Annotated in this window: 20 protein-coding genes and 1 pseudogene; 6 read left to right on the top strand and 15 right to left on the bottom strand. The window is 41.3% G+C overall.

Annotation, left to right across the window (positions count from 1 at the left end; all coding sequences use genetic code 11):
- The first annotated feature begins 36 nt into the window (after positions 1–36).
- The gene (locus tag WBM98_RS04870; RefSeq protein WP_424364903.1) at positions 37–1,665 is read left to right on the top strand and encodes an acyl-CoA carboxylase subunit beta; all 1,629 of its coding nucleotides are present in this window, start codon (positions 37–39) and stop codon (positions 1,663–1,665) included.
- Here WBM98_RS04870 and WBM98_RS04865 read toward each other — a convergent pair.
- From WBM98_RS04865 to WBM98_RS04850, 4 genes are all read right to left on the bottom strand, one after another.
- The gene (locus tag WBM98_RS04865) at positions 1,662–3,407 is read right to left on the bottom strand and encodes a carboxypeptidase-like regulatory domain-containing protein (RefSeq protein ID WP_424364902.1); all 1,746 of its coding nucleotides are present in this window, start codon (positions 3,405–3,407) and stop codon (positions 1,662–1,664) included. The two genes, WBM98_RS04870 and WBM98_RS04865, sit on opposite strands and share 4 nt — an antisense overlap.
- Positions 3,408–3,620: 213 nt before the next feature.
- A complete protein-coding gene (locus tag WBM98_RS04860) occupies positions 3,621–4,661 on the bottom strand; it encodes an AMP-binding protein (RefSeq protein ID WP_424364901.1) in 1,041 nt (346 codons plus the stop codon).
- Between the two features lie 37 nt (positions 4,662–4,698).
- Positions 4,699–5,634 carry a lysostaphin resistance A-like protein gene (locus tag WBM98_RS04855; protein WP_424364900.1) on the bottom strand — a complete coding sequence of 312 codons (936 nt, stop codon included), beginning with the start codon at positions 5,632–5,634 and terminating at the stop codon, positions 4,699–4,701.
- On the bottom strand, positions 5,625–6,677 hold the full coding sequence (locus tag WBM98_RS04850) for an o-succinylbenzoate synthase (protein ID WP_424364899.1): 1,053 nt from the start codon (positions 6,675–6,677) through the stop codon (positions 5,625–5,627). The genes WBM98_RS04855 and WBM98_RS04850 overlap by 10 nt, the downstream gene beginning before the upstream one ends.
- 150 nt (positions 6,678–6,827) lie before the next feature.
- Here WBM98_RS04850 and WBM98_RS04845 point away from each other — a divergent pair, with 150 nt between their 5' ends.
- Entirely contained in the window at positions 6,828–7,622 is a 795-nt protein-coding gene (locus WBM98_RS04845; protein WP_424364898.1) for an SDR family oxidoreductase, read from the top strand.
- Here the strand turns inward: WBM98_RS04845 and WBM98_RS04840 are convergent.
- The 10 genes from WBM98_RS04840 to WBM98_RS04795 all read right to left on the bottom strand — a co-directional run bounded on the left by WBM98_RS04840 (position 7,615) and on the right by WBM98_RS04795 (position 18,146).
- Positions 7,615–8,295: a metal-dependent hydrolase gene (locus tag WBM98_RS04840; protein ID WP_424364897.1), complete on the bottom strand. Its 681-nt coding sequence runs from the start codon at positions 8,293–8,295 to the stop codon at positions 7,615–7,617. The genes WBM98_RS04845 and WBM98_RS04840 overlap by 8 nt on opposite strands.
- 35 nt (positions 8,296–8,330) lie before the next feature.
- Positions 8,331–10,298, bottom strand: a complete 1,968-nt coding sequence (locus tag WBM98_RS04835) for a sensor histidine kinase (protein WP_424364896.1) — start codon at positions 10,296–10,298, stop codon at positions 8,331–8,333.
- A gap of 716 nt (positions 10,299–11,014) precedes the next feature.
- A complete protein-coding gene (locus WBM98_RS04830; protein WP_424364895.1) occupies positions 11,015–11,773 on the bottom strand; it encodes a LytR/AlgR family response regulator transcription factor in 759 nt (252 codons plus the stop codon).
- Between the two features lie 24 nt (positions 11,774–11,797).
- Positions 11,798–12,718 (bottom strand): 1,4-dihydroxy-2-naphthoate octaprenyltransferase, encoded by a 921-nt coding sequence (gene menA / locus WBM98_RS04825; protein ID WP_424364894.1) that lies wholly within the window; start codon positions 12,716–12,718, stop codon positions 11,798–11,800.
- A gap of 1 nt (position 12,719) precedes the next feature.
- Complete coding sequence (locus WBM98_RS04820; protein ID WP_424364893.1) at positions 12,720–13,319, bottom strand: SPOR domain-containing protein; 600 nt, start codon at positions 13,317–13,319, stop codon at positions 12,720–12,722.
- A gap of 193 nt (positions 13,320–13,512) precedes the next feature.
- Positions 13,513–14,349 carry a CvfB family protein gene (locus WBM98_RS04815; protein WP_424364892.1) on the bottom strand — a complete coding sequence of 279 codons (837 nt, stop codon included), beginning with the start codon at positions 14,347–14,349 and terminating at the stop codon, positions 13,513–13,515.
- An 83-nt stretch (positions 14,350–14,432) separates the two neighbouring features.
- Entirely contained in the window at positions 14,433–14,774 is a 342-nt protein-coding gene (locus WBM98_RS04810; RefSeq protein WP_424364891.1) for a DUF2853 family protein, read from the bottom strand.
- Positions 14,775–14,788: 14 nt separating this feature from the next.
- Positions 14,789–16,561 carry a 2-succinyl-5-enolpyruvyl-6-hydroxy-3-cyclohexene-1-carboxylic-acid synthase gene (gene menD / locus WBM98_RS04805; protein ID WP_424364890.1) on the bottom strand — a complete coding sequence of 591 codons (1,773 nt, stop codon included), beginning with the start codon at positions 16,559–16,561 and terminating at the stop codon, positions 14,789–14,791.
- 54 nt (positions 16,562–16,615) lie between these two features.
- The gene (locus tag WBM98_RS04800; protein ID WP_424364889.1) at positions 16,616–17,722 is read right to left on the bottom strand and encodes a chorismate-binding protein; all 1,107 of its coding nucleotides are present in this window, start codon (positions 17,720–17,722) and stop codon (positions 16,616–16,618) included.
- A gap of 1 nt (position 17,723) precedes the next feature.
- Complete coding sequence (locus WBM98_RS04795) at positions 17,724–18,146, bottom strand: PaaI family thioesterase (RefSeq protein ID WP_424364888.1); 423 nt, start codon at positions 18,144–18,146, stop codon at positions 17,724–17,726.
- Between the two features lie 66 nt (positions 18,147–18,212).
- On the opposite strand from WBM98_RS04795, the gene WBM98_RS04790 reads away from it, so the two are divergent.
- The 4 genes and pseudogenes from WBM98_RS04790 to WBM98_RS04775 form a co-directional block, all read left to right on the top strand.
- A complete protein-coding gene (locus tag WBM98_RS04790) occupies positions 18,213–18,857 on the top strand; it encodes an alpha/beta hydrolase (protein WP_424364887.1) in 645 nt (214 codons plus the stop codon).
- A 1-nt stretch (position 18,858) separates the two neighbouring features.
- Entirely contained in the window at positions 18,859–19,425 is a 567-nt protein-coding gene (locus WBM98_RS04785; RefSeq protein ID WP_424364886.1) for a GNAT family N-acetyltransferase, read from the top strand.
- 17 nt (positions 19,426–19,442) lie between these two features.
- Positions 19,443–20,006, top strand: coding sequence for a GNAT family N-acetyltransferase (locus WBM98_RS04780; protein ID WP_424364919.1), 564 nt, complete (start codon positions 19,443–19,445; stop codon positions 20,004–20,006).
- 97 nt (positions 20,007–20,103) lie between these two features.
- Positions 20,104–20,409 (top strand): annotated as a pseudogene (locus WBM98_RS04775) (VOC family protein); the annotation flags it as partial.
- On the opposite strand, the gene WBM98_RS04770 reads toward WBM98_RS04775, so the two are convergent.
- A partial coding sequence (locus tag WBM98_RS04770; RefSeq protein ID WP_424364885.1) for a hypothetical protein occupies positions 20,410–21,191 on the bottom strand: 782 nt, incomplete at its 5' end.

The following is a 21,191-nucleotide window of genomic DNA, read 5'->3' as shown; positions in this document are numbered from 1 at the left end:
TATCTTTAACCTTGAATATAAGAAACCGTAAAGTATATGGACCTCAAGTTCAATAAAAACGAAGACTCGAACAAGTTGCAATTGTCCCAACTGATAAAGCGCCTAGCCCAAGTAAAATTAGGGGGTGGGAAATCCCGTATCGAAAAACAGCATACACAAGGTAAGATGACCGCTAGGGAACGTATTACCTACTTGCTTGATGATGATGCGAACAGTTTGGAAATCGGTGCATTGGCAGGAGATGGCATGTATACAGAACATGGAGGTTGCCCTTCAGGGGGGGTGGTTGTGAAAATTGGGCATATAAAGGGCAAACAATGCATTGTTGTTGCCAATGATGCCACGGTCAAGGCCGGGGCATGGTTTCCGATTACCGCAAAGAAAAACCTCCGTGCCCAGGAAATAGCCATGGAAAATAGATTACCCATCATTTATTTGGTCGATAGTGCAGGCGTTTTTCTCCCCATGCAGGATGAAATTTTTCCTGATAAGGAGCATTTTGGACGTATTTTCAGAAACAATGCCATAATGAGCAGTAGGGGCATCACCCAAATAGCAGCGGTCATGGGAAGCTGTGTCGCCGGGGGAGCCTACCTACCCATCATGAGCGATGAAGCATTGATCGTCGATAAAACCGGAAGCATTTTCTTGGCGGGTAGTTATTTGGTCAAAGCGGCTATCGGGGAAGAAGTCGACAACGAAGCCTTGGGAGGGGCTTCAACGCATTGTGAGATTAGTGGTGTGACCGATTATAAGGCCAAGGACGATAAGGATGCCTTGGATAAAATCAAGAATATCGTAGATAAGATCGGGGATTTCGACAAGGCGGGTTTCAATCGTATTAAACCTATAAAGCCTAAAGAGGAGGTGCAGGATATTTATGGAATACTTCCAGGTTCTAGAACCGAACAATACGATATGGGGGAAATTATCAAACGATTGGTCGATAATTCAGAATTCGAGGAATACAAAGAAGGGTATGGCAAAACTATACTAACAGGGTATGCCCGTATTGACGGATGGGCCGTAGGTATTGTCGCCAACCAACGAAAAGTGGTTAAAACCGCTAAGGGCGAAATGCAATTTGGAGGGGTGATCTACTCCGATTCGTCAGATAAGGCAACCCGTTTTATTGCCAATTGCAACCAAAAGAAAATTCCCTTGGTATTTCTTCAGGATGTCACCGGTTTTATGGTAGGCAGCAAAAGTGAACAAGGGGGCATTATCAAGGATGGTGCTAAGATGGTGAACGCCGTGAGTAATTCCGTGGTGCCAAAATTCACCGTAGTTATCGGCAATAGTTACGGTGCCGGCAATTATGCCATGTGCGGTAAGGCCTATGACCCAAGGTTGATCGTGGCCTGGCCCAGTGCGGAGCTGGCCGTTATGAGTGGTAATTCCGCTGCCAAGGTCTTGTTGCAAATTGAAAAAGCATCGTTAAAGAAAAAAGGAGAGACCATCACCAAAGAAAAGGAAGAAGCCCTTTACGGTAAGATCAAAGAACGCTATGACAACCAGGTCTCACCGTACTATGCCGCTGCCCGCTTATGGACCGACGCTATTATCGACCCCTTGGATACCCGTCAATGGATATCATTGGGGATTGAGGCCGCTAACCATGCCCCTATTGAAAAACAATTCAATATGGGGGTATTACAAGTTTAACTGGAGACCGCCTTCGCGTCCAGATCAATGGTCATGAGATGCCTATTTATATTTTCCTTTTGTAATCTGAATACCTTCGTCTCTTTTCGCTGGGAAGGCTTGCCATAATCAAAATAAACGGTCGTCTTTAAATACGTAGGCTCAAAGGACTTGTTGCCCAAATATTTTAGGTTGAAACGCCATTTACCCCCTAATTCTTGATTCAAATAGAATTGTTTACTGGAATAGCCACGTGTCTTTTCATCCATAATTCGTTCTGGGTCGCTTTCGTAGGTATGCTTCCATGAATAATAACTTGGCGGGTTCATGCCCTGCAGTTCAAATTCAGCTTCCCCATTGTTCCATTCCAATACTATACGGATGGGGGAATACCCAAGAAGCTGTTCCACATCGATTACTTCAGTCGACACCTCCATTATCTTTGTACGTACCAATAAATTGTGTGATTCTATATTGATGATGGAATCAATGCCGCTCTGTAAAGCCCCTGCCCTATTCAACACCTGCTTCGCATATAGGTTCAATGCCTTTTTGTTTCTCCCTAGCTCCGCATTGATCTTGGCCAAATCCCTATAAGATTGGGCGTAGAGCGGTCTCATGGATGCTACAGCCTGATAGACTTGCATGGCAGCGGTCAATTCCCCATTTTTTTCATAAGAATAGGCTAAAGCCTTTAATAATACCGCATTGTCAGAGTTCCTTTTTTTGACCGAATTCCAGATTTCATTTGCCTTTTCCTTGTTTTTCCATTCATTGATAAAATAGTTACCCACCTCAATGGCATCATAAGGGGCATGGTAAAAATGATCTCTTTTTTTCTCAAAAAACCGTAGGGCTTCCAATTCGGTTTTACATTGGTATAAATCCTTTAATTGGACCGGGGTTTCAGCTTTCCAATCCGACGTGGCAAATGCCTCCGCAGCCCTTTTTCGACTTCGTTTTAGGGAATCTTTGAAGCTTTGTGTCAATTTAGGATTTTTGTATTTGCCCCGTTTAGTGTTGATCACAATGACCCCTCCATGCCCCCTGCGACCGTATCTTCCCGAGGCTCCGATACCACGAATAACCGCTATCCGATCAATTTCCTGTATCGTCAAGAACAAAGGTGGCGAATACATAATTACACCATCAACATCATAAATCGCTGCCTTTTGCCCTTTTGATAATGAAGTGGTAGTCCTTAAAAACACGCTCGTATGTTCCTCATCAAATATGGTGCCTTGGTACGTAATATTGCCAATGAATTTGCCCCGCATAGCCTCCAAAAATGAAGGTGCGCCCTTATTAAGATCTTCCCCATTGATCATATGTATGGAAAGACCGGATTTACGGGTATCCAAAATACCAAGATTTGTCCGTATCAAATCCATGTTCGTATCAAATTCAATTTCTCTCTCAATGGCCTTTTTCCTAATGTTCTTTTTAACCACAACCTCCTCCAGTTGCACTTCCACTGGCTTCATTGCAATGTTCAAGGTTTTGGTTACATCCTCTAGTAGTACTTCCACCGTTTGTAAACTTAAATGCTGAAACACCAACACATCACCAGGTTTTGCTGAAATGCGATAGACTCCCTTTTCATTGGTATATATTCCCTCCGCTGAACCTTTTACGGTAATACTTGCACTGCTTACGGGATAACCGTTTTGGGTAACCACTCCGCTTATCTGCGAAACGTCCATTTGGGCATGCACCTCAAAAAGTAAAAAAGAAAAGAAAAGAAAATAAAACGCTTTCATCATATCGGTGGTTTTGTTTCTTTTAACAACAAAAATCGAGCCTAATCCTAGGTGTTTCAAAGGGCTTTCGTACTAAATCCCATTTCACATATAATATACCGATAATATACCGAAAATTCCAGTTTTCTATCTGCTCGACCTTAAATCATAGGCATGCTGGGTAGGCCGGGCAAAACTGCATGTTAATCAATCCTGCTTCAAAGCTTTAGATACGAATTAATGGTTTGGTGAATTATCTTTCCCATTGAAAAATTTTTGGAGGGTCTTTGGCCTTGAAATCTTCCCATTTTCGGTTTCGACAAACCGTTCCATATAAACAATGTCTTTTGGGACTTCGAACTTTTCAAGGTTCTTCAAGGCCCCTATTCTTTCTTGAAGTCCATCATCCTTATGTGGGGTTTCAACGAAAAGTGCCAATCGTTCCCCCAAGGGTTTATCCGGTATTCCGGCGACAAAAAATCGTTGCTTTACCACAGTGGCCAGCTTACCCTCAATTTGTTCAGGAATCAATTTAATTCCCCCAGAATTGATCACATTGTCGTACCTGCCTAACCACTTGAACCGTCGCTCGGATAACAGCGCTACCATATCATTGGTGCCGATCGGTGCTTCGCTCAAATCTGGGGCATTGATTACGAGACAATTTCTTTCATCCGTGTGCACTTTCACATTGGGAAGGGTTTCAAAATAGTCCGTAGCACCATGGTTCACTTTTCGTATGGCAATATGGGAAATGGTCTCGGTCATTCCATAGGTTTCAAAAATATCGGTTTTTTTATCCTGAACCTGTGCTTTTAGGTTTTCGGACGTAGGGCCTCCTCCCACAATCAAGGTTTTGATATGATCGATCTGATCTAGTGAATTTTCCAATTGCACGGGCACCATAGCACAAAAATGGTAGCAGGTCTCAAGGGAACGCAAAGGGGTTAACGAAGGTGCAATCCAATCCAGTTCCAATCCAAGAATCATCGCCCTGACAAGCATCATTTTACCGGCTATGTAGTCTCCGGGTAGGCAAAGTAAGGCGATATTCCCAGGGTAAAGGTCAAAAAAAGCACCCGTCGCCAGGGCTGAATTGACCATGTGTTGTTTTTCTAACCGTATGTTTTTTGGTGTTCCTGTTGAACCAGAGGTTTTTACGGAGATATAGGTTTCTTTGTCAATCCAATCCAACAAAAATTCACCCAATACCTGTTGAAAGGGTTCACCTTCCTTGATCAGGCTGTAACTCACCTCATCCAAATCACGGTAACCCATTGAAATCCCATTCAATTTAAATCTGGGATGTATGCTTCTATACGTTCGATCCATCAGTACGCTGCGCCAAATAAACTTCCTTGTCCATTACTTTTCCCGTCAATCGTTCCTTCCAGTTAGACCATCCATATTTTTTTGAAAAAATCAATAAAAGTATGGGGTAAATGATCAACACCGGAATAAAAATATCCCAGCCCAAGGTAGGTTGGGACACATCCTTATATATGGAATTGGTCTGAAAGGCCGTCCAGTCGGCCGTGACCAGCAAGGCAGCCGTTAGGTTATTCGCGGCATGAAAACCTAGGGCCAATTCGAGTCCTTCATCCATAAGGGTCAAAATTCCCAAAAAGAAACCCGTGCCGATATAAAAAACCATGATCCCATATCCAATTTTTCCCACTTCGGGATTAGCCGCATGCATAACCCCAAAAAGAACAGAGGTGACCACCAAAGGCACCCATCTATTCTTGGCCATAATACCCAGACCCTGCATCAGGTGACCTCTAAACATATACTCCTCAAAACTGGTCTGTAGGGGAACCAATACAATCGCCATTACCATTAAAATGATGAAAGGGACAGGTTTAAAGTTAAAGACATAATCATCGGGTGACATCATAATATCTACCAGCATCATTAGGGTGGTAATACCGCCCCAAAGTAAAAAGGCGAATACTATGCGTTTCCAATCCACTTTTTTCCGGGAGGTAGTCAAGGAGGTAATTGATTGTCCGTGAACTAGATACACCCATCCGAGAATAACAAAAAAACCCGCTACCAAGGGGCCGATCGCCAAGATAAAAAATGCGTTAAGCCCTATCTTGTCGATAACCTGCTTCATCATTACGTCAACATCCATAGGTGAATTTATGGTCATGACGTAATTCACTATCATAAGGGCTGAAAAACCCAGAATAGGAACCCAATATTTCCACAATCCGATCTTACCTTGGTATCCTTGTTCTATAAACATAATCGCTCAATTAAATCTGGTGGCCAACCTGTATCGTTTCGGCTATAAATATATCCATTTTTAACTTGTAGTGGACATTCGAAATTATTCGTATAAAGTCCCCCGGTTCCCAGTCCCTGAGGCATGGTATTGTTCAAGGTATACGACCATTGCGCGATGGCATTCAAACCGATATTGCTCTCCAAGGCACTGGTAATCCACCAATCGATTTTCAAGCGGTCAGCGATTTCAATCCATTCTTCACTCCCCTTGTATCCTCCCACCAAGGTTGGCTTTAGAATAATATATTGCGGGCGTATATTTTCCAATAGGGCTTCCTTATCAACGGTATCGATAACACCGATCAATTCTTCATCCAAGGCTATCGGTATGGGGGATTTTTCACATAAGGATTTCATTTCACCCACGTTTCCTTGCCGAATGGGCTGTTCTATGGAATGCAATTTAAAAACTGACAATTCTGTAAGTTTTTTCAAAGCTTCGCTTGGTTTAAAGGCCCCATTCGCATCGACCCGCAGTTCTATCCGTTTTGGGCCATACTCGTTTCGAATGGCATCCAATAATGCTATTTCGGACTTAAAATCAATAGCACCGATCTTCATTTTAAGACAACGGAACCCCGCTTCCAATTTTTGATGTATCTGTTCCAACATATACCCCTTATCCCCCATCCAGATGAGTCCGTTAATAGGGATCGGAGCTTCGTTATTTGTGAATTCCGAAGGAAACAATTCATAGGGATCCTCAGCTTCCAGGGATAGAAAGGCTTGCTCGAGTCCAAATTGAATGCTTGGGAATGCTCGCAATGCATTCCATAAATAGGTCTTTCCCTTTTCGATAGAATCACATACCCACTGAAGCGTTGCCTCATATTCCGGAACATCATCCATACTGAGTCCTTTGAACATACCACATTCCCCTATACCCCGATGACCTTCATGTTCTAAAATCAGAAACCAGGTTTCCTTTTGGGTTAGGACTCCGCGCGATGTACCGCTTGGTCGTCTAAAATCCAAGGTATATATCTTGAATGTGGCCTTCATCTTTTGTTTTTAGTTCTTTGCCAATAATCAAATAGCCCTTGATGCTATTTTGCTGATCATACCCCTTACTAATGGATGATTTTTTTAATCTTGTTGGTTTCGTGGGTTGCCGCCAAATTTAATTATATTTTAGGTCTAAAAACCAAATAAATGCATCGTATTGAGAATAAAGTGATTTGGATTACAGGAGCATCCTCTGGGATCGGGGAGGCATTGGTATACGCTTTGGTAAAGAAAAACTGCAAGCTGATCATCTCAGCAAGAAATGAAGTCGCCTTACAACGGGTGAGGGAGAATTGTGAGCAGAAGGAGCATATACAGATTTTGCCTTTAGATTTAGGGGATTTCAAGGTGATGGACCAGAAAGTAGCCACAGCGCTCTCGTTTTTCAATACCATCGATATATTGATCAACAATGCCGGAGTTAGCCAGCGCTCCTTGATTATAAACACCAAATTTGAAGTCTATAAAAAACTGATCAATATCAATTATCTCGGCACCATTGCCTTGACCAAGGCCCTTTTGCCTTATTTCATCAAGATGAACAAAGGGCATTTTGTTACGGTGACCAGTTTAATGGGAAAATTCGGTTCTCCCTATCGTTCGGGTTATTGTGGGGCGAAACATGCCCTTCATGGGTTCTTTGACGTTTTACGGATGGAACATGAAAAGAATGGGATCGATGTCACCCTTATCTGTCCGGGGTTTGTTCAAACCAATATCGCCAAGAATGCCCTGACTGCCGACGGAAGCCAACAACAAACCGATGATGTCGCCACCCAGAATGGGCTACCCGTAGCTGTTTTTACAAAAAAAATGTTACGGGCCATTGAACAAAAAAAGTTTGAGGCCTATATAGGTCAAGGAGAGACCAAAGGCGTATATCTAAAGCGCTTCTTTCCCAAGCTATTGCATAGGGTTGTACTCCGCAGTCAGGTCAAATAGTTAAGGATGCCCCGATATTCAATAAATGCAATTTCTTACCCGCTTTCCTGAACTTGTCCATGGCCATTTTATGGTCGATTTCGATATAGCCAAAGGTATCGTAATGATAGCCTAAAACGGTATTACATGCAACGAAGTTGGAAGCTAATACAGCATCATCAATGCCCATGGTAAAGTTATCCCCGATAGGTAATATGGCAAGGTCCAATGCTGTGGTTAAAGGAATGAGTTTCATATCCATTGTCAAGGCGGTATCCCCGGCAATATAGAGGTGTTTCCCTTCAGTGGAAAGCACAAATCCTCCAGGCACACCACCATAAGATCCATCTGGGAATGAGGAAGTATGAATGGCATTCACATATTTAAGATTCCCGAAATCGAATTCCCAGTTGCCGCCATGGTTCATTGGATGGGCCTTAATGCCCAACGCCTCATAATGGGTGGCGATCTCAAAATTACTGACAACCACCGCTCCATTGGCCTTTGCTATGGCCTCAACATCCAAAATATGGTCTTGATGGGCATGGGTTACGAGAATATAATCGGGATGTAAATCATTGATGTCGATCTTTCCGGATGCTTTTTCATTTCCGGAAATAAAGGGATCAACTAAAATTGCTGCATTTTCAGCTTCAATCAGAAGTGAAGCATGACCTAGAAAAGTGATTTTCATTATTGAAGTATTTAGTACTTCAAAGTTACAGAACTCTATTTAAAATTAAACCAAAAGCGGACACCTTCCGATGTTCTATCCACATTCAAATTGGTCTGTAACTGATTGGCCAATCGATTCATTAGACGTATTCCCATCGAAGACTGGGCTCTTTCATCGGTATCCTCTGGTAGACCTACGCCATTATCGGTATATTCAAAGAAGCCTTCCTGACCGTTTTGTTTTCGAATATGAATATAGATCTTACCATTTTCCTCATCATGGGGAAAAGCGTATTTGAAGGAATTTGAAACCAGTTCGTTAAGCATCAAACCAAAGGGTATGGCCCGGTCAATATCCAATTCAACCCCCTCGGCATCGATAGTAATATTGATATTATGGCCTCCTTTTTTATAAACCGATTGGACGCTATTGATCAGACTTTCTATATAACCTTGCATCTCTATGACCGAAAGATCATCGTTCTGATATAGTTTTTGATGGATCAAAGCCATGGCCTTCACCCTGCTCTTACCTTCTTCCAAAGCCTCAATAGCCGCCTTGCTGCGGGTATTCTTTGTCTGTAGGCTCAACAAACTCGATACCATCTGAAGATTGTTCTTGACCCTGTGATGAATTTCTTTCAACAGGGAATCCTTTTCGATAAGCGAATTCTCAATGATATGTTTTTGCTCGGCTATCAGCCGCTGGTTTTTAATACTTTTTAAATAGGCGTATACCAGACCTGCGAACCCCAAGAGTGTGAATACGAGGGATATGAACACCAGGTTGATCTTTTCGTCCTGGGCCGTCATTTCCAAACGTTGTAGTTCTAAATTCTTCTTTTGTTCCTCGAACATGGCTTGGGTATTGGCCAGGTCCCTGCCCATGACCGTAGCCAATTGTTGGGTCCGGAGTTCCGATTCATTGACGTCTATGGAGTCCCTGATACGCATATTACGTTTCAAATAAGCTGCGGAATTTTGATAATCACCCGTCTTGTCATAATAAGAGGATAACAAACGATTTCTTTTGAGAATATGTTGCGTTTTGGTCAGGTTCAAATCTGAGCTTAGATACTCTACGGCTTTTTCATAGTTCTCCAATCGAAGATAACAATTGGCTATTTCCAAAGTGTTTTCAACGATATCCTCAGAATATTGCCCTTTACTATTTTCCGAAATTTGCTGTATACCCGACTCCAAAAAAGGAATGGCGATCTCATAATCACCAAGTTGGGAGTGACACTTCCCGATATTCCCATCAATGACCCCCATAAGACTGTTGGCACTGATCAATTCATTTTCGGTCTTGGCGACGGTAATATTGTTCAAAAACACGGTTAAATGTCCCTTGGCCTCCTTGTATTTGTTGAGTGCAACGGAGGGTGAATTGTCCAAACGCAAGTAATTCCCAATATTATTATGGTATTTAGCCAGACTGAACTCATCATCATCTGGAAACGTTTTCCGTACTTCAATGATGTAGTCCTTCATTGCCTTTCGATGCAACCCTAAGTTGGAATAGATATCGTAGAATGCGATATCATCCGTAAGGCCCAGGTCCTTCTTTTCTTTACGAATGTCGATCTGCTCGGCATAAAGTGCCAATTGGGAGTATGTACTGTCCATCAATCCCAATAATTTGGACTTGAAATCCAAGTTCAACTTATCCTTGGTTTCATATAGTTCGGTTGATATGGCCAAACTTTTATCATAATCCCCCAAATCATAATATACCTGGGATTGCATGAGCATATAATGCTGTATTGCGGAAGAATCCTTTGTTTTTATGGCCTCATTCAAATATTGGTTCACCACATCGAGCCAATCATAGGCGGAATTTTGTTTATACCTATTCGCAGAACCGAAGAAATAGGAAAATCTTTCCTTGGGCTGGCTCTGGTTCTTGAAATTCAGATAAACATCATCGACTAGTGGAACAGAGTCCTGTGCCAGTGCTTTTACACCGATAAACATGCATAGCATGCTAAAGATCAATAATTTGCCAAGCAATTTTTTCATACATAAGTAAAAACCAAACTTACTGGTAATAGCTGGTTTCATTAAATTTTTGTTGTAAACACAATTCCTTACTAATCGGAAATTGATATCGATAGAACGAAATTTTACAACAGTGATTGTTCTCGTTTCCTTAATTTATTCCTTTTTTTCTTAGAATGAATATGTTACTTGGGAGCATTTTACCCGCGGTATCCATTTCTTAAAAGACATAACTAGACCTGCTTTTGATAAGCATATCATCAGGGGTAAGTAAATGGTAGGATTTGGGTTAACAAACTTAATTTATAAGATCATTGGATGTACAATAATGTTGTGTAACCCCCTATTTTTGTTGTGAAATGATCAAGTGCCGAAATTGCATGCATTTCATCGTATTTTTCATGCACTTCATAGGATCGGTGTAGGAAGGTTAAAATTTCGGCAATTCAGGGTCCATTGAATCAAAAGGGCAAAATAAACCACTAAAAAAGGCCCTGTTTTTAGAACATGGCCTTTCTTCGAGAACACTATATGAAAATGAAAAAATTAATAGTTGAATCTTGTTTGCAATACCTTGATTCGCATCACAGGTCTAATATATGGGGAATACCGAAGGTCAAAAACTAAATGTTGTGAAGTATGAGATTCTTGTGGTAAGCATATAAAAGATTGATATAACAAAAAAAGAGGTGCCATATGCATCTCTTTTTTTGTTATATCATTTTTCGTTTTTTCTCCTAGGAATTCATTGCAGAGATAATGAACTCCTTAAATTCCTTGGAAATAGGAATCAGGTTGTTATTGATCATTATATCCTTGGAATTAATGGCATCGATATGATCTACATTCACAATGTAGGATTTATGGGCCCTGTAGAATTTTTTCTTGGGCAACTTTTCCAGATAGTCTTTCAAGGGTGAACGTACCAGGAATTTCTTGTCGACCGTATTTACTTCCAAATAGACATTATCGGCCTTTATGAATTGTATATCCCCAAATTGGATCCTATAATATAAATGTTGTTTTTTTACAAATATGGAATCCTTAAGTACGGAATTGGACATAGGCACATCATCATCTCCCATATTATCATTGGAAGCAGCGGCCTTATTGGTGCCATACGTAAAGTTCGAAAGTGCAATTTCAATGGAGGTATATAGATCCTGCTGTTCGAACGGTTTTACCAGATACCCATTGGGTTTTACCGTTTTTGCATTTTCAACAGTAGCCCTGTCCGAGTTGGAAGTGACAAAAATGAAAGGAATATCATAATTCTCACGAATATGCTTTCCTAAATCGATTCCCGTCTTATCAGAAGCTAAAATTATATCAATTAGAACAAGGTCAACCTGTTCCGTTTTCAAAACTTTTTCAGCTTGCTCGTATACGATGACATTGTCAACAATCTCATAGCCAATTTCCTCAAGCATCGATTGCATATCATCGGCAATAATCACATTATCCTCAACGATCAATATTCTTATGGGTTGTTCCAAGGTAATTGTTGTTTAGTAAGTTAGTTATATATCAAAATTACAAAAAATATTATTACCCAAGTAAAACAAGAGCGATAGCACAAAGGTACTGATTGCCAAAATCTTAAGTTCTGGGTCCAACAACGAAGGGGTTCGGGTTTTTCGTACCCTATCGAGTTGTAGCAATATCGGTATAAAAACAACTAAAGGAAGGAGCTGGAAATAGCATTTGAACTCTAAAATAATATAAACCAAGAGACTCAACAGTCCTATAGAAATCAATATTGTTTGGTATTGGAGGCCTCTGGCATAGCCCATAAGTACCACCAAGGTTCTTTTGTTTGAATCCCTATCCGATTCATGGTCCCTGAGATTGTTCAAATTAAGTACCCCCGTACTCAGTGCTCCTATGGCGATGGCGGGAAGTACCGCTGCCCAGGTAATATCTTTGGTGTAAAGAAAGAGTGTTCCCAGGACAGCTAACAATCCAAAGAAAAGAAAAACGAATAGGTCTCCCAATCCCCGATAGCCATATGCTGAATTTCCAATAGTATAGGTAATCGCCGCCCATATACTAAAGCCGCCCAAGACCATAAAAAGAAGGATATACCCCATATCCTGCGTATCAAAAGCGATAAAAACCACTGTGACGACCAATATGATATTGATCAGTATGGAAATAACGATTCCCCTTTTTAATGTTTTTCGCGTCAACAACCCACTTTGAAGAACCCTCTTGGGCCCAATACGGTCATCATTATCGGTGCCTTTTACCCCATCGCCATAATCATTGGCGAAATTCGATGTAATCTGAAATCCTATGGCCGTACAGAGGGCTAGGATAAATAGGGTGATGTTGCTACTGCCCTGAAAATTAGCCAGTGCAGTTCCCACCAAAATCCCTGATATCGAAAGAGGAAGCGTTCTTAAACGGGCTGCGTTGACCCAGGGGGCTATTTTCGGCAATCTAGTACGGGTCTTCTATTTGTATGCGTTTCCCTTCTTTGTACGATGCGACAAAGGCATCATTGAACCCTAAATCGACCAATTGCTTTCTGAATTTTTGCGCTTCCTGCAAGGTTTCAAAATTACCCAAGGAATACGAATAAAAGGGATTGGTCTTCACAAAGAGTGTATTGGTCAGCGCTTCAGAAGCCAAGGTAACGTTATTGTCTACAAAAGATTTTATCTGAACGGAATATATCTTTTCCTTATCCAAAAAACTCTTCGCCAAATAAAACTCTTTCACCAAGCTCAATTCCTCGTTTTGTCGCCTTAGATTATCGATCCGTGCCTTATGTGCCTCAAGGCTATCGATCGAAACCAAAAGATTGTTTCTGTTTTCCAAACTGTTCGAGGTACTCAAACCAGCCGTATATGTAGTAATGCCAAAAGTTCCTATAAGGAACAAACCGGTAACCACAGCTAAAAGGTTACGTTGCACCTTGCTTTTTTTCAGCTCTTTGTTCTTTATTTTAATTTGATCTAAAAGACGTTCATTTATAATTTGCGCCTTGTCTATATCCTTGTGCAATTCGAGCAAATCGCTTTCTTCAATAAATGGCATGTGACAATAGGTTTTTAGGGGTCTAATCGGTTAAAGGTAACCAAAAATGTTCAATGATTTTCGTATTAATGCTTTAAAAGTTGTAAAAATAGGATTTTTCGTTGTTATTATCATAATTAACGATGTAATTTAACGATACAAGCTTGATATCTAATCATTTAAAGCACCTAATTTGAACAGATTCAGGTTAAATTCATGTACCTATGGCATAAATTCCGTCTTCCTTTATCTCAATCTTTCTCGCTTTGTATAACGTACCTATTCCCTTCTTAAAAGCTTTTTTGCTCATTTGTAGCTCGTCCTTGATCAATTCTGGATCTGATTTGTCATGTAACCCCAAGAAACCCCCATGCGCCATGAGTTGTTCATAAATTTTATGGGCTGCCGGTTCCAATATTTTTTCACCCAAGGGTTGCAAGGAAATGTCAATTTTATTGTCGGGCCTTATTTTTTTAATAACACCTTTGGTATTGTCCCCGATGGCTATGTGTTTGAAAATTTCATTGGCATAAACCAACCCTTTATGGCGGTTGTTGATAATCGCTTCATATCCCAAGTCGGTTTTCCTTGAAATCACCAAATCAACTACTTCTCCTTCTTTAACCGATAACGTTTCATTGCTCAAAAACTTATCTATCTTGTTCGAGGCTACCAAACGGTTGCTTTGCTCGTCCAAATAACAATAAACCACATACCAATTGCCTTCCTGCATTTTAGAGCGTTGTTCCCGAAATGGCACTAGGAGGTGTTTTTCCAATCCCCAAGCCATAAACGCACCGAATTCATTCACTTCGACCACCTTGAGCAATTGAAACTCATTGATCAATATTTCCGGTTCCAAATTGGTGGCTACGGGTCTTTCAGAATGGTCCAAGTAACAAAAAACCGTCAATGGTTCTCCGATTTCGTAGTGTTCGGGAACGTACTTGTTGGGCAATAAAATATCATTGCCCTCATCATCGCCTAAAAAAAGACCCACACTCGTATGCCGTAAAATTTCAAGTGTATTGTATGTGCCTAATGCTATCATATTGCAAAAGTAAGATTTAAAAGTGTGGCCATAAAAAAACCGCCCTTAAAAAGAGCGGTTTTAAAATGCTGGTATCTAACTTACTATTTGTAAACTGATTCTTTTTTGAAATGCTTACAAAGCATGTAGTAAACTACCGCCCTATGTTTGTTCTTATTGGATGAACCATATTTATCCATAACGGCCTTGATTCCGTCCATCAGTTTTGGGCTATCGCTCATTCCCAATTTCTTGATTAGATAATTGTTCTTAACCGTCTCTAATTCCTTATCGTCCCCACCTGAAACTTTGGAAGCGTCAAGGTTGTAAATAGAAGGTCCTAAACCAATAGTTACCTTGGTCAATAGATCCATGTTTGCTGATTCACCGAATTTATCCTTAATGTCATCGGCGTACTTTTTGATTAAATCGTCTCTTTTACTCATAATAGCTAGTGTTCTTATAGAATATGATTAATAATACCCGAAGATATAAAATCAAAGTAACCCATCAAAATTTTATTGTTCAATCTTCTAGGGGTACTTATCTCCATGAGTTTGGGTAGAATCGAACTTCCGAAGAATTCACCGAGCTCCTTCCTCAACGAATTCTCATCGCTTACCGAACAATATTCAAGGCCATACATCCTGCATAAATGTTCGGCATTTAAGTTATGCGTCGTCTCAAAATAAGTGGCATAGTCATCGGACTCCTCCAACCCGGGAAGAATCCTGAAAATACCGCCCCCATGATTATTGACAAGGATAATCCTGAAATTTGGTTTCATATATTTGTTCCATAATCCATTGCTATCATAGAAAAACCCTAAATCCCCAGTAATAAGAACGGTCTGTTTTCCATTGGCGATGGCGGCACCAATAGCCGTGGAAACACTCCCATCGATACCACTCGTGCCCCGATTGCAAAAAACAGCTACCGAGGGTTTTCCATCGAACAATTGGGCATACCGAATGGTTGAACTATTGGCCATTTGCATCTGAATACCCTCAGGCACGTTATCGAAAATATGTTTGAAAACCAGTAGGTCAGAATACGGGATGTTTTGGAGATAGGTCTCTCTTTTGGCCTCGTATTCTGATTTTATACCGTTCCAGAAATGTGCATAGTCACTTTCAACGCAGTTGACCTGTGGCAAGAAATTAGTGAAGAAGTCGTTGACTGTGGTCTTGAAATGATGCGACAGGGCGAAAAATGTATCATTGGCCCTGAGTTCATCTATATGCCAATGGTGTTCCGGTTTATATTCCCTTAGAAACGCCTTTACCTTTTTTGAAACCACCAATCCCCCAAAGGTGATCAGGATCTGTGGTTGCAGGGTTTCGAACAGTTGTTCCCGATGCGCCGATTTTTCGATAGGGGCAATAATACTGTCTATGCTTGGGAAAAATTTGGGATGGTGAAGGTTCGAAGTGGTTTCCGTGAATACGATGACCGAGGGGTCCTGGGCCAACATATCCAAAAACCGCTGTTCCACGGAATTCGGATAATTCACCCCTACCAATATCATTTTTCGTTTGGCCGTATTCCAGTTTTCCGAAAAAGCATTCCATTCAGGAAGATGGGTTGTGGGCCGTTTGCTTTCCTTAATATGTGGATGCACGGCAAGTTCAGGCACTTTGGCATATAACGGTTCTTCAAATGGCACATTGATATGTACCGGAAGTTTACGGTCAATGGCCAAATTAAGGGCCTTGTTCAGCGCATCGTCATTATAGGATTGAATCGCCGCTTGAATTTCATTCACTGCACCTTTGATGCTTTGAGGGGCGTATTTCTTAACCTTTTCCGTGGCATGGGAAACATCTTGTCTCAAATTGGCCGAATAGCCGATGTGTCTTTCAAAAACATAGTCTTGACGAATGGTCTGCCCATCCCCTACATCAATTTTGTAAAAAGGTCTATCAGCAGATAGCACCACTAAAGGTATCATACTATAAAAGGCCTCAGCCACCGCAGGATAATAATTCAATAAGGCACTACCTGAAGTACACAGGGCCACCACGGGTCGTCGTAATTGTTGCGCCATACCCAATGCAAAGAAGGCCGCACAACGCTCATCAACAATGCTATAACATTTAAAATAGGGATCTTCGGTAAATCCCAGGGTCAAAGGGGCATTTCTAGAACCTGGGGATATGACAATATCACGTATGCCTTTGGCTTTACAATGCAGGACCACAGTTTGGGCCACCGGTATGCTCGAATAGTTCATCGAAACAAAAATACAACGTCCAATGTTCTTAACCCAATGTTCCTATAAATTCGGTTAAGGTAGTAGAACACGCAACATCGTAGTGCTTTTTTCAATGGTTTCCTGCCATTCATCCTCGGGAACGGAATCTTTGGTAATTCCCCCACCGACAAAAAGCGTTGCCTTATCATCGACCAATTTCATACATCGCAGATTTACATAGAGTTCTGTTGCCTTTCTTAGTGACCTGTACGATTTGTTTTCCTGATTTCTTTCCCCTTTGGCACGGAAAGTCTCTTGCCGTATGTTCAATTCGCCCAAGAAGCCCGTATAATATTCCCGATTATAGGGCTCATGCTCCAAAATGAACTTTTGGGCCGTTTGTAAAGGAAGGCCACAAACTGCCGGTGTAGGATGCAGTGCTCTGATAATATTCGGTAGATTTTTGTTGAATACCGCGGTAATCCTTGTGCGTAAGTGCCATAACTGGCCCGCCCGAACCGACTCAACATCCCCAATGGTCATGTGGGTCACTTCTTGCCGCAAAGCATTGGCGATGTAATCGGTAACCATTTGCTGTTCTTTCAACTCCTTCCGACCCCATAATGGAGGTTCTCCTTCAATAAAAGCCCGGGTACCCGCTAAAGACATGGTCGTTAGTTTGTTATTGGCTGTTCGCAGCAATATCTCGGGCGTTGCCCCTAACCACATGCCTACCTTGGGATGGTACCATAAATAACAGAGGGCGGAATCATAGTTGGCCACTAAACGTTGAAACAATACTAAAGGAGGACTTGAACAACCTACCTCCAATTTTCTTGAAATAACGACTTTATCCAAATGCCCTTGCCCTATTTGCCGCACGCTTTCCTCGACTAGTTTCAAGTGACGTTCCTTGTCGTCAGTGTGTTCAACAGGCTGGGTTAATGGCCTTAAACCCGGTTTTATGGTTTCTTCGATAGCGGCCTCTAGCCGTTCCTGCAAAGACAATAAAACAACAGGTCCATGGGGATCAAATGGGGCGAAAACGAATCCCTCTTCCGAAAAATCATGGGTGAAATGCAGTTGATCATCTTTTTGCAAAATGGCCTGCAGTACCTTTGATCTAGGTTTTCTGTAAAGCACAAATGGCAGCTCCGATGCAAGATGTGCCTCTACCTTTCTCAATACTTCAAGCACCATATTACTTTTTTGGTAGGGCAATAGTGGTCAATTTACACACAGATACAAGATGCCCATCACCATCGGTTATCTTGATATCCCAAAGTTGGGTCGTTCTGCCCTTATGCAAAAGGGTTGCTTTGGCGAAAACCTCCCCCGATTTTACACTTTTGACATGATTGGCGGCTATTTCAATACCCCGAACAAAGAACTTTTGTGCATCCAAAAAAATATAGGACGCCATACTGCCCACACTCTCGGCCAATGCTACCATTGCCCCACCATGCAAAACACCATCGGGTTGATGTACCTTCGGGGTTACCGGCATTTTACCCACCAAAAAATCTTTCCCTAGGTCTACATATTCGATGTCCAAGGTCTCCATTAGGGTATCCTTCGATGACTCGTTGCAAACACCAAGGATCTTATCTTTGTATTCGTCCATTACATAATTTTTTGTAAAATTAAGCATAACTTAAGCAAGAACATCGCACTGAATAAATGATTTCCCATGGCGCCATCTGAAAAACAGGTAACCTACCAAACATCGAATTCGTATGCAACGCTCAACCGTTTAACGGCAAAGACCAAAAATGTATGGATGGTCTTTCATGGAATTGGGTATTTAAGCAGGTACTTTTTAAACTATTTCAAGGATTTACCCGGGGAGGAAAATTATATCATTGCCCCACAAGCCCCTTCAAAATATTATCTGAACAACGAATACCGCCATGTTGGGGCAAGTTGGTTGACTAAGGAAACCACCCAGGCAGATGCCGAAAATGTAATGGCTTATGTAGATGCGGTATTCGCCCATGAAAATATACCGGCGCATCTTCACCTCATTATTTTTGGCTATTCCCAAGGCGTATCCATCGCAACGCGTTGGGTGGCAAAAAGTCAATTAAAATGTGACCATTTGGTTTTGTACGCCGGTGGCATTCCCAGGGAGCTCGTGGCAGCGGATTTTGAGTTTTTAGTGAGCAATAGCACCAGGATCACAGCGCTGGTCGGCGATCAGGATGAGTATATGAATGCGGAACGATTAAGGCAAGAATCGGAAAAAATGGAATTATTGTTTCACGGAAGGGCAAAACAGATTATTTTCGAAGGACGTCATGAACTAAAAAAAGAACTCTTACATCAATTTCTTTAACATGGATCAGTTTCCAAAACTTACAACCGAACGCCTGATTGTAGATCAAATCAAACTTTCGGATATTCCTAATATTGTCGCATACGCAGGGAATATTAAGATCGTGGAGAATACGCGAAGCATGCCCCACCCCTATTATGAAGAAGATGCCATAGCTTGGATTAACATGGCCAATAGTGGTTTTAAAGCCAAAGACAATTACATGTTCGCCATTCGGTTTTGTGATACTTTATCGTTTATTGGAGGTATAGGACTTACAATTGACCTAGAAAACAACCGGGCAGAATTAGGGTATTGGCTGGCCGAAGATTATTGGAACATGGGGTTAACTACGGAAGCTGTGAAGGCTATACTTAAATTCGGATTCGAAAACCTCAACCTCAATAAAATTTTCGCTGTTTATCTAACCTCCAATGTAGCTTCAGGTAGGGTGATGATAAAAAATGGCATGGTCAAAGAAGCTGAATTCAAAGACCACGATATTAAAAGAGGTCATACTGTTGAGGACAATATGTATGTGTCCCTGATACAATATCGGATGACCAAAAGTGAATACAAATCCTTGTAAATTGTAGTTTACCCATGATGAATGACCTCTCGATCACTTTGGAAAATGACTATGTATTATTGTCCCCTTTAACAATTGAAAACCACCATCATCTTCTCCCCATTGCTTCACAAGAAAAGTTGGTGCACTATTCCCCTTCCGATATCGAGACCCCAGCAGCCCTGAAAAGGTATGTTGAAACCGCCTTGGACCAGAAAGAAAGAAAAACCAGTATTCCCTTTATCATTTTGGATAAAGGAACCCAATTGTATGCGGGATGCACACGGTACATGCATATAGATTGGCAAAACAAGGTACTTGAAATTGGTTCTACGTGGATTGGCAGGGAATTTCATGGGTCGGGACTCAATGCCCAAATGAAGGACCTGATGCTGCGACATGCTTTTGAAACCATGCGTTTTGAAAAGGTCGAGTTTCGTATAGATGAACGAAATCTACGGTCGCGAAAGGCGGTCGAAAAACTTGGGGCTGTACTTGAAGGCATACTTCGAAAAAACATTTATCTTTTGGATGGATTTAAGCGTAATACCTGTTGTTATGGTATTTTGAAAGAAGAATGGCTAACCGAAAACACGCCATAAGAAAATTGCTATGAACCAATTGATCGCATACGTAACCCTAGTCGTAAAGGACTATGATGAAGCTATCCAACTCTATACACAATAACTAGGTTTTAACCTCCTTGAAGATACCCCATTGGATGATAATAAAAGATGGGTATTGGTTTCACCGAAGGATTCAAAAGGTACTGCATTATTATTGGCCAAGGCCGTTTCGGAAACACAAAAGAAATGTATTGGCGACCAAACCGGCGGGCGCGTATTTCTATTTCTCCATACCAATGATTTCTGGAGGGATTACGACCGTATGAAGGCCAAAGGGGTTCTATTCAATGAAGCCCCTCGACAGGAGATTTATGGCACTGTGGCCGTTTTTCAGGATCTTTATGGAAATCTTTGGGATTTATTGGAACCCAAAACGTAATTATTCTTGTTCTGTCGCTTCCTCAGGGACTTCGTAGTACACAATTTTACGAGTAGTATAACTATTTTCAGGTGTAACGATCTCTTTGATCCAATTGCCATCTTCCCCGTTGTCGTACTGATAAATGAACTCTTTTACACTAACATCCTTCCCTGATTTTGAAGTGGATTTGACCAGCATCCCCTTTTCATCATATTCATAAGTATTGATTTCATTGGGAACGAACTGATTCTTTTCGGGGTCGTGAACGAATTTAGTCTCAGATCGTAGTTTTCCATTTGGTTCGAACACCTGCTCCGAGGCAGAATTAGGTTCCCCGTCCAAAAACTTTTTGGTCAAAACCACGCTCTGTTGTTTTTTATCCTTACCTATTCTGGTTGATTTACGTACCGATTTAAGAAGGGTCCCGTTCAACGAATTGGTCTGGGTCTGCTCCCCCTTATAATCGGTATATTCGATCAAGGTCTCATCATTGCCATCGTTATTGGTCCTAATGATTTTCACCAGGATATTATCGGCGTTGTATACATATTCATATCGGTCTAAAAATTCCTTGTCGTACGAAATGATCTTTTCCGTGACCTTTCGTACCGGAATGGTATCGATTTCATAAAAATTGGCATACGAGGTGCTACTTTCAAAAATACTGTTTCTATAATTCTCAAAACGTCTTTCGATGAGCTCCCCGCCCCGATATTTATAATAGGTCACATCATAATCAGTATCGTTATAGCGGGTTACTGATTTGGTCAATTTCCCATCCTTATCAAAATCATAGGTTT

It is taken from the genome of Maribacter sp., from assembly GCF_049667165.1.
Taxonomy (GTDB): Bacteria; Bacteroidota; Bacteroidia; order Flavobacteriales; family Flavobacteriaceae; genus Maribacter_A.
Note: the sequence above shows the minus strand (reverse complement) of the source record. Positions and strands in the feature narration are given on the sequence as shown.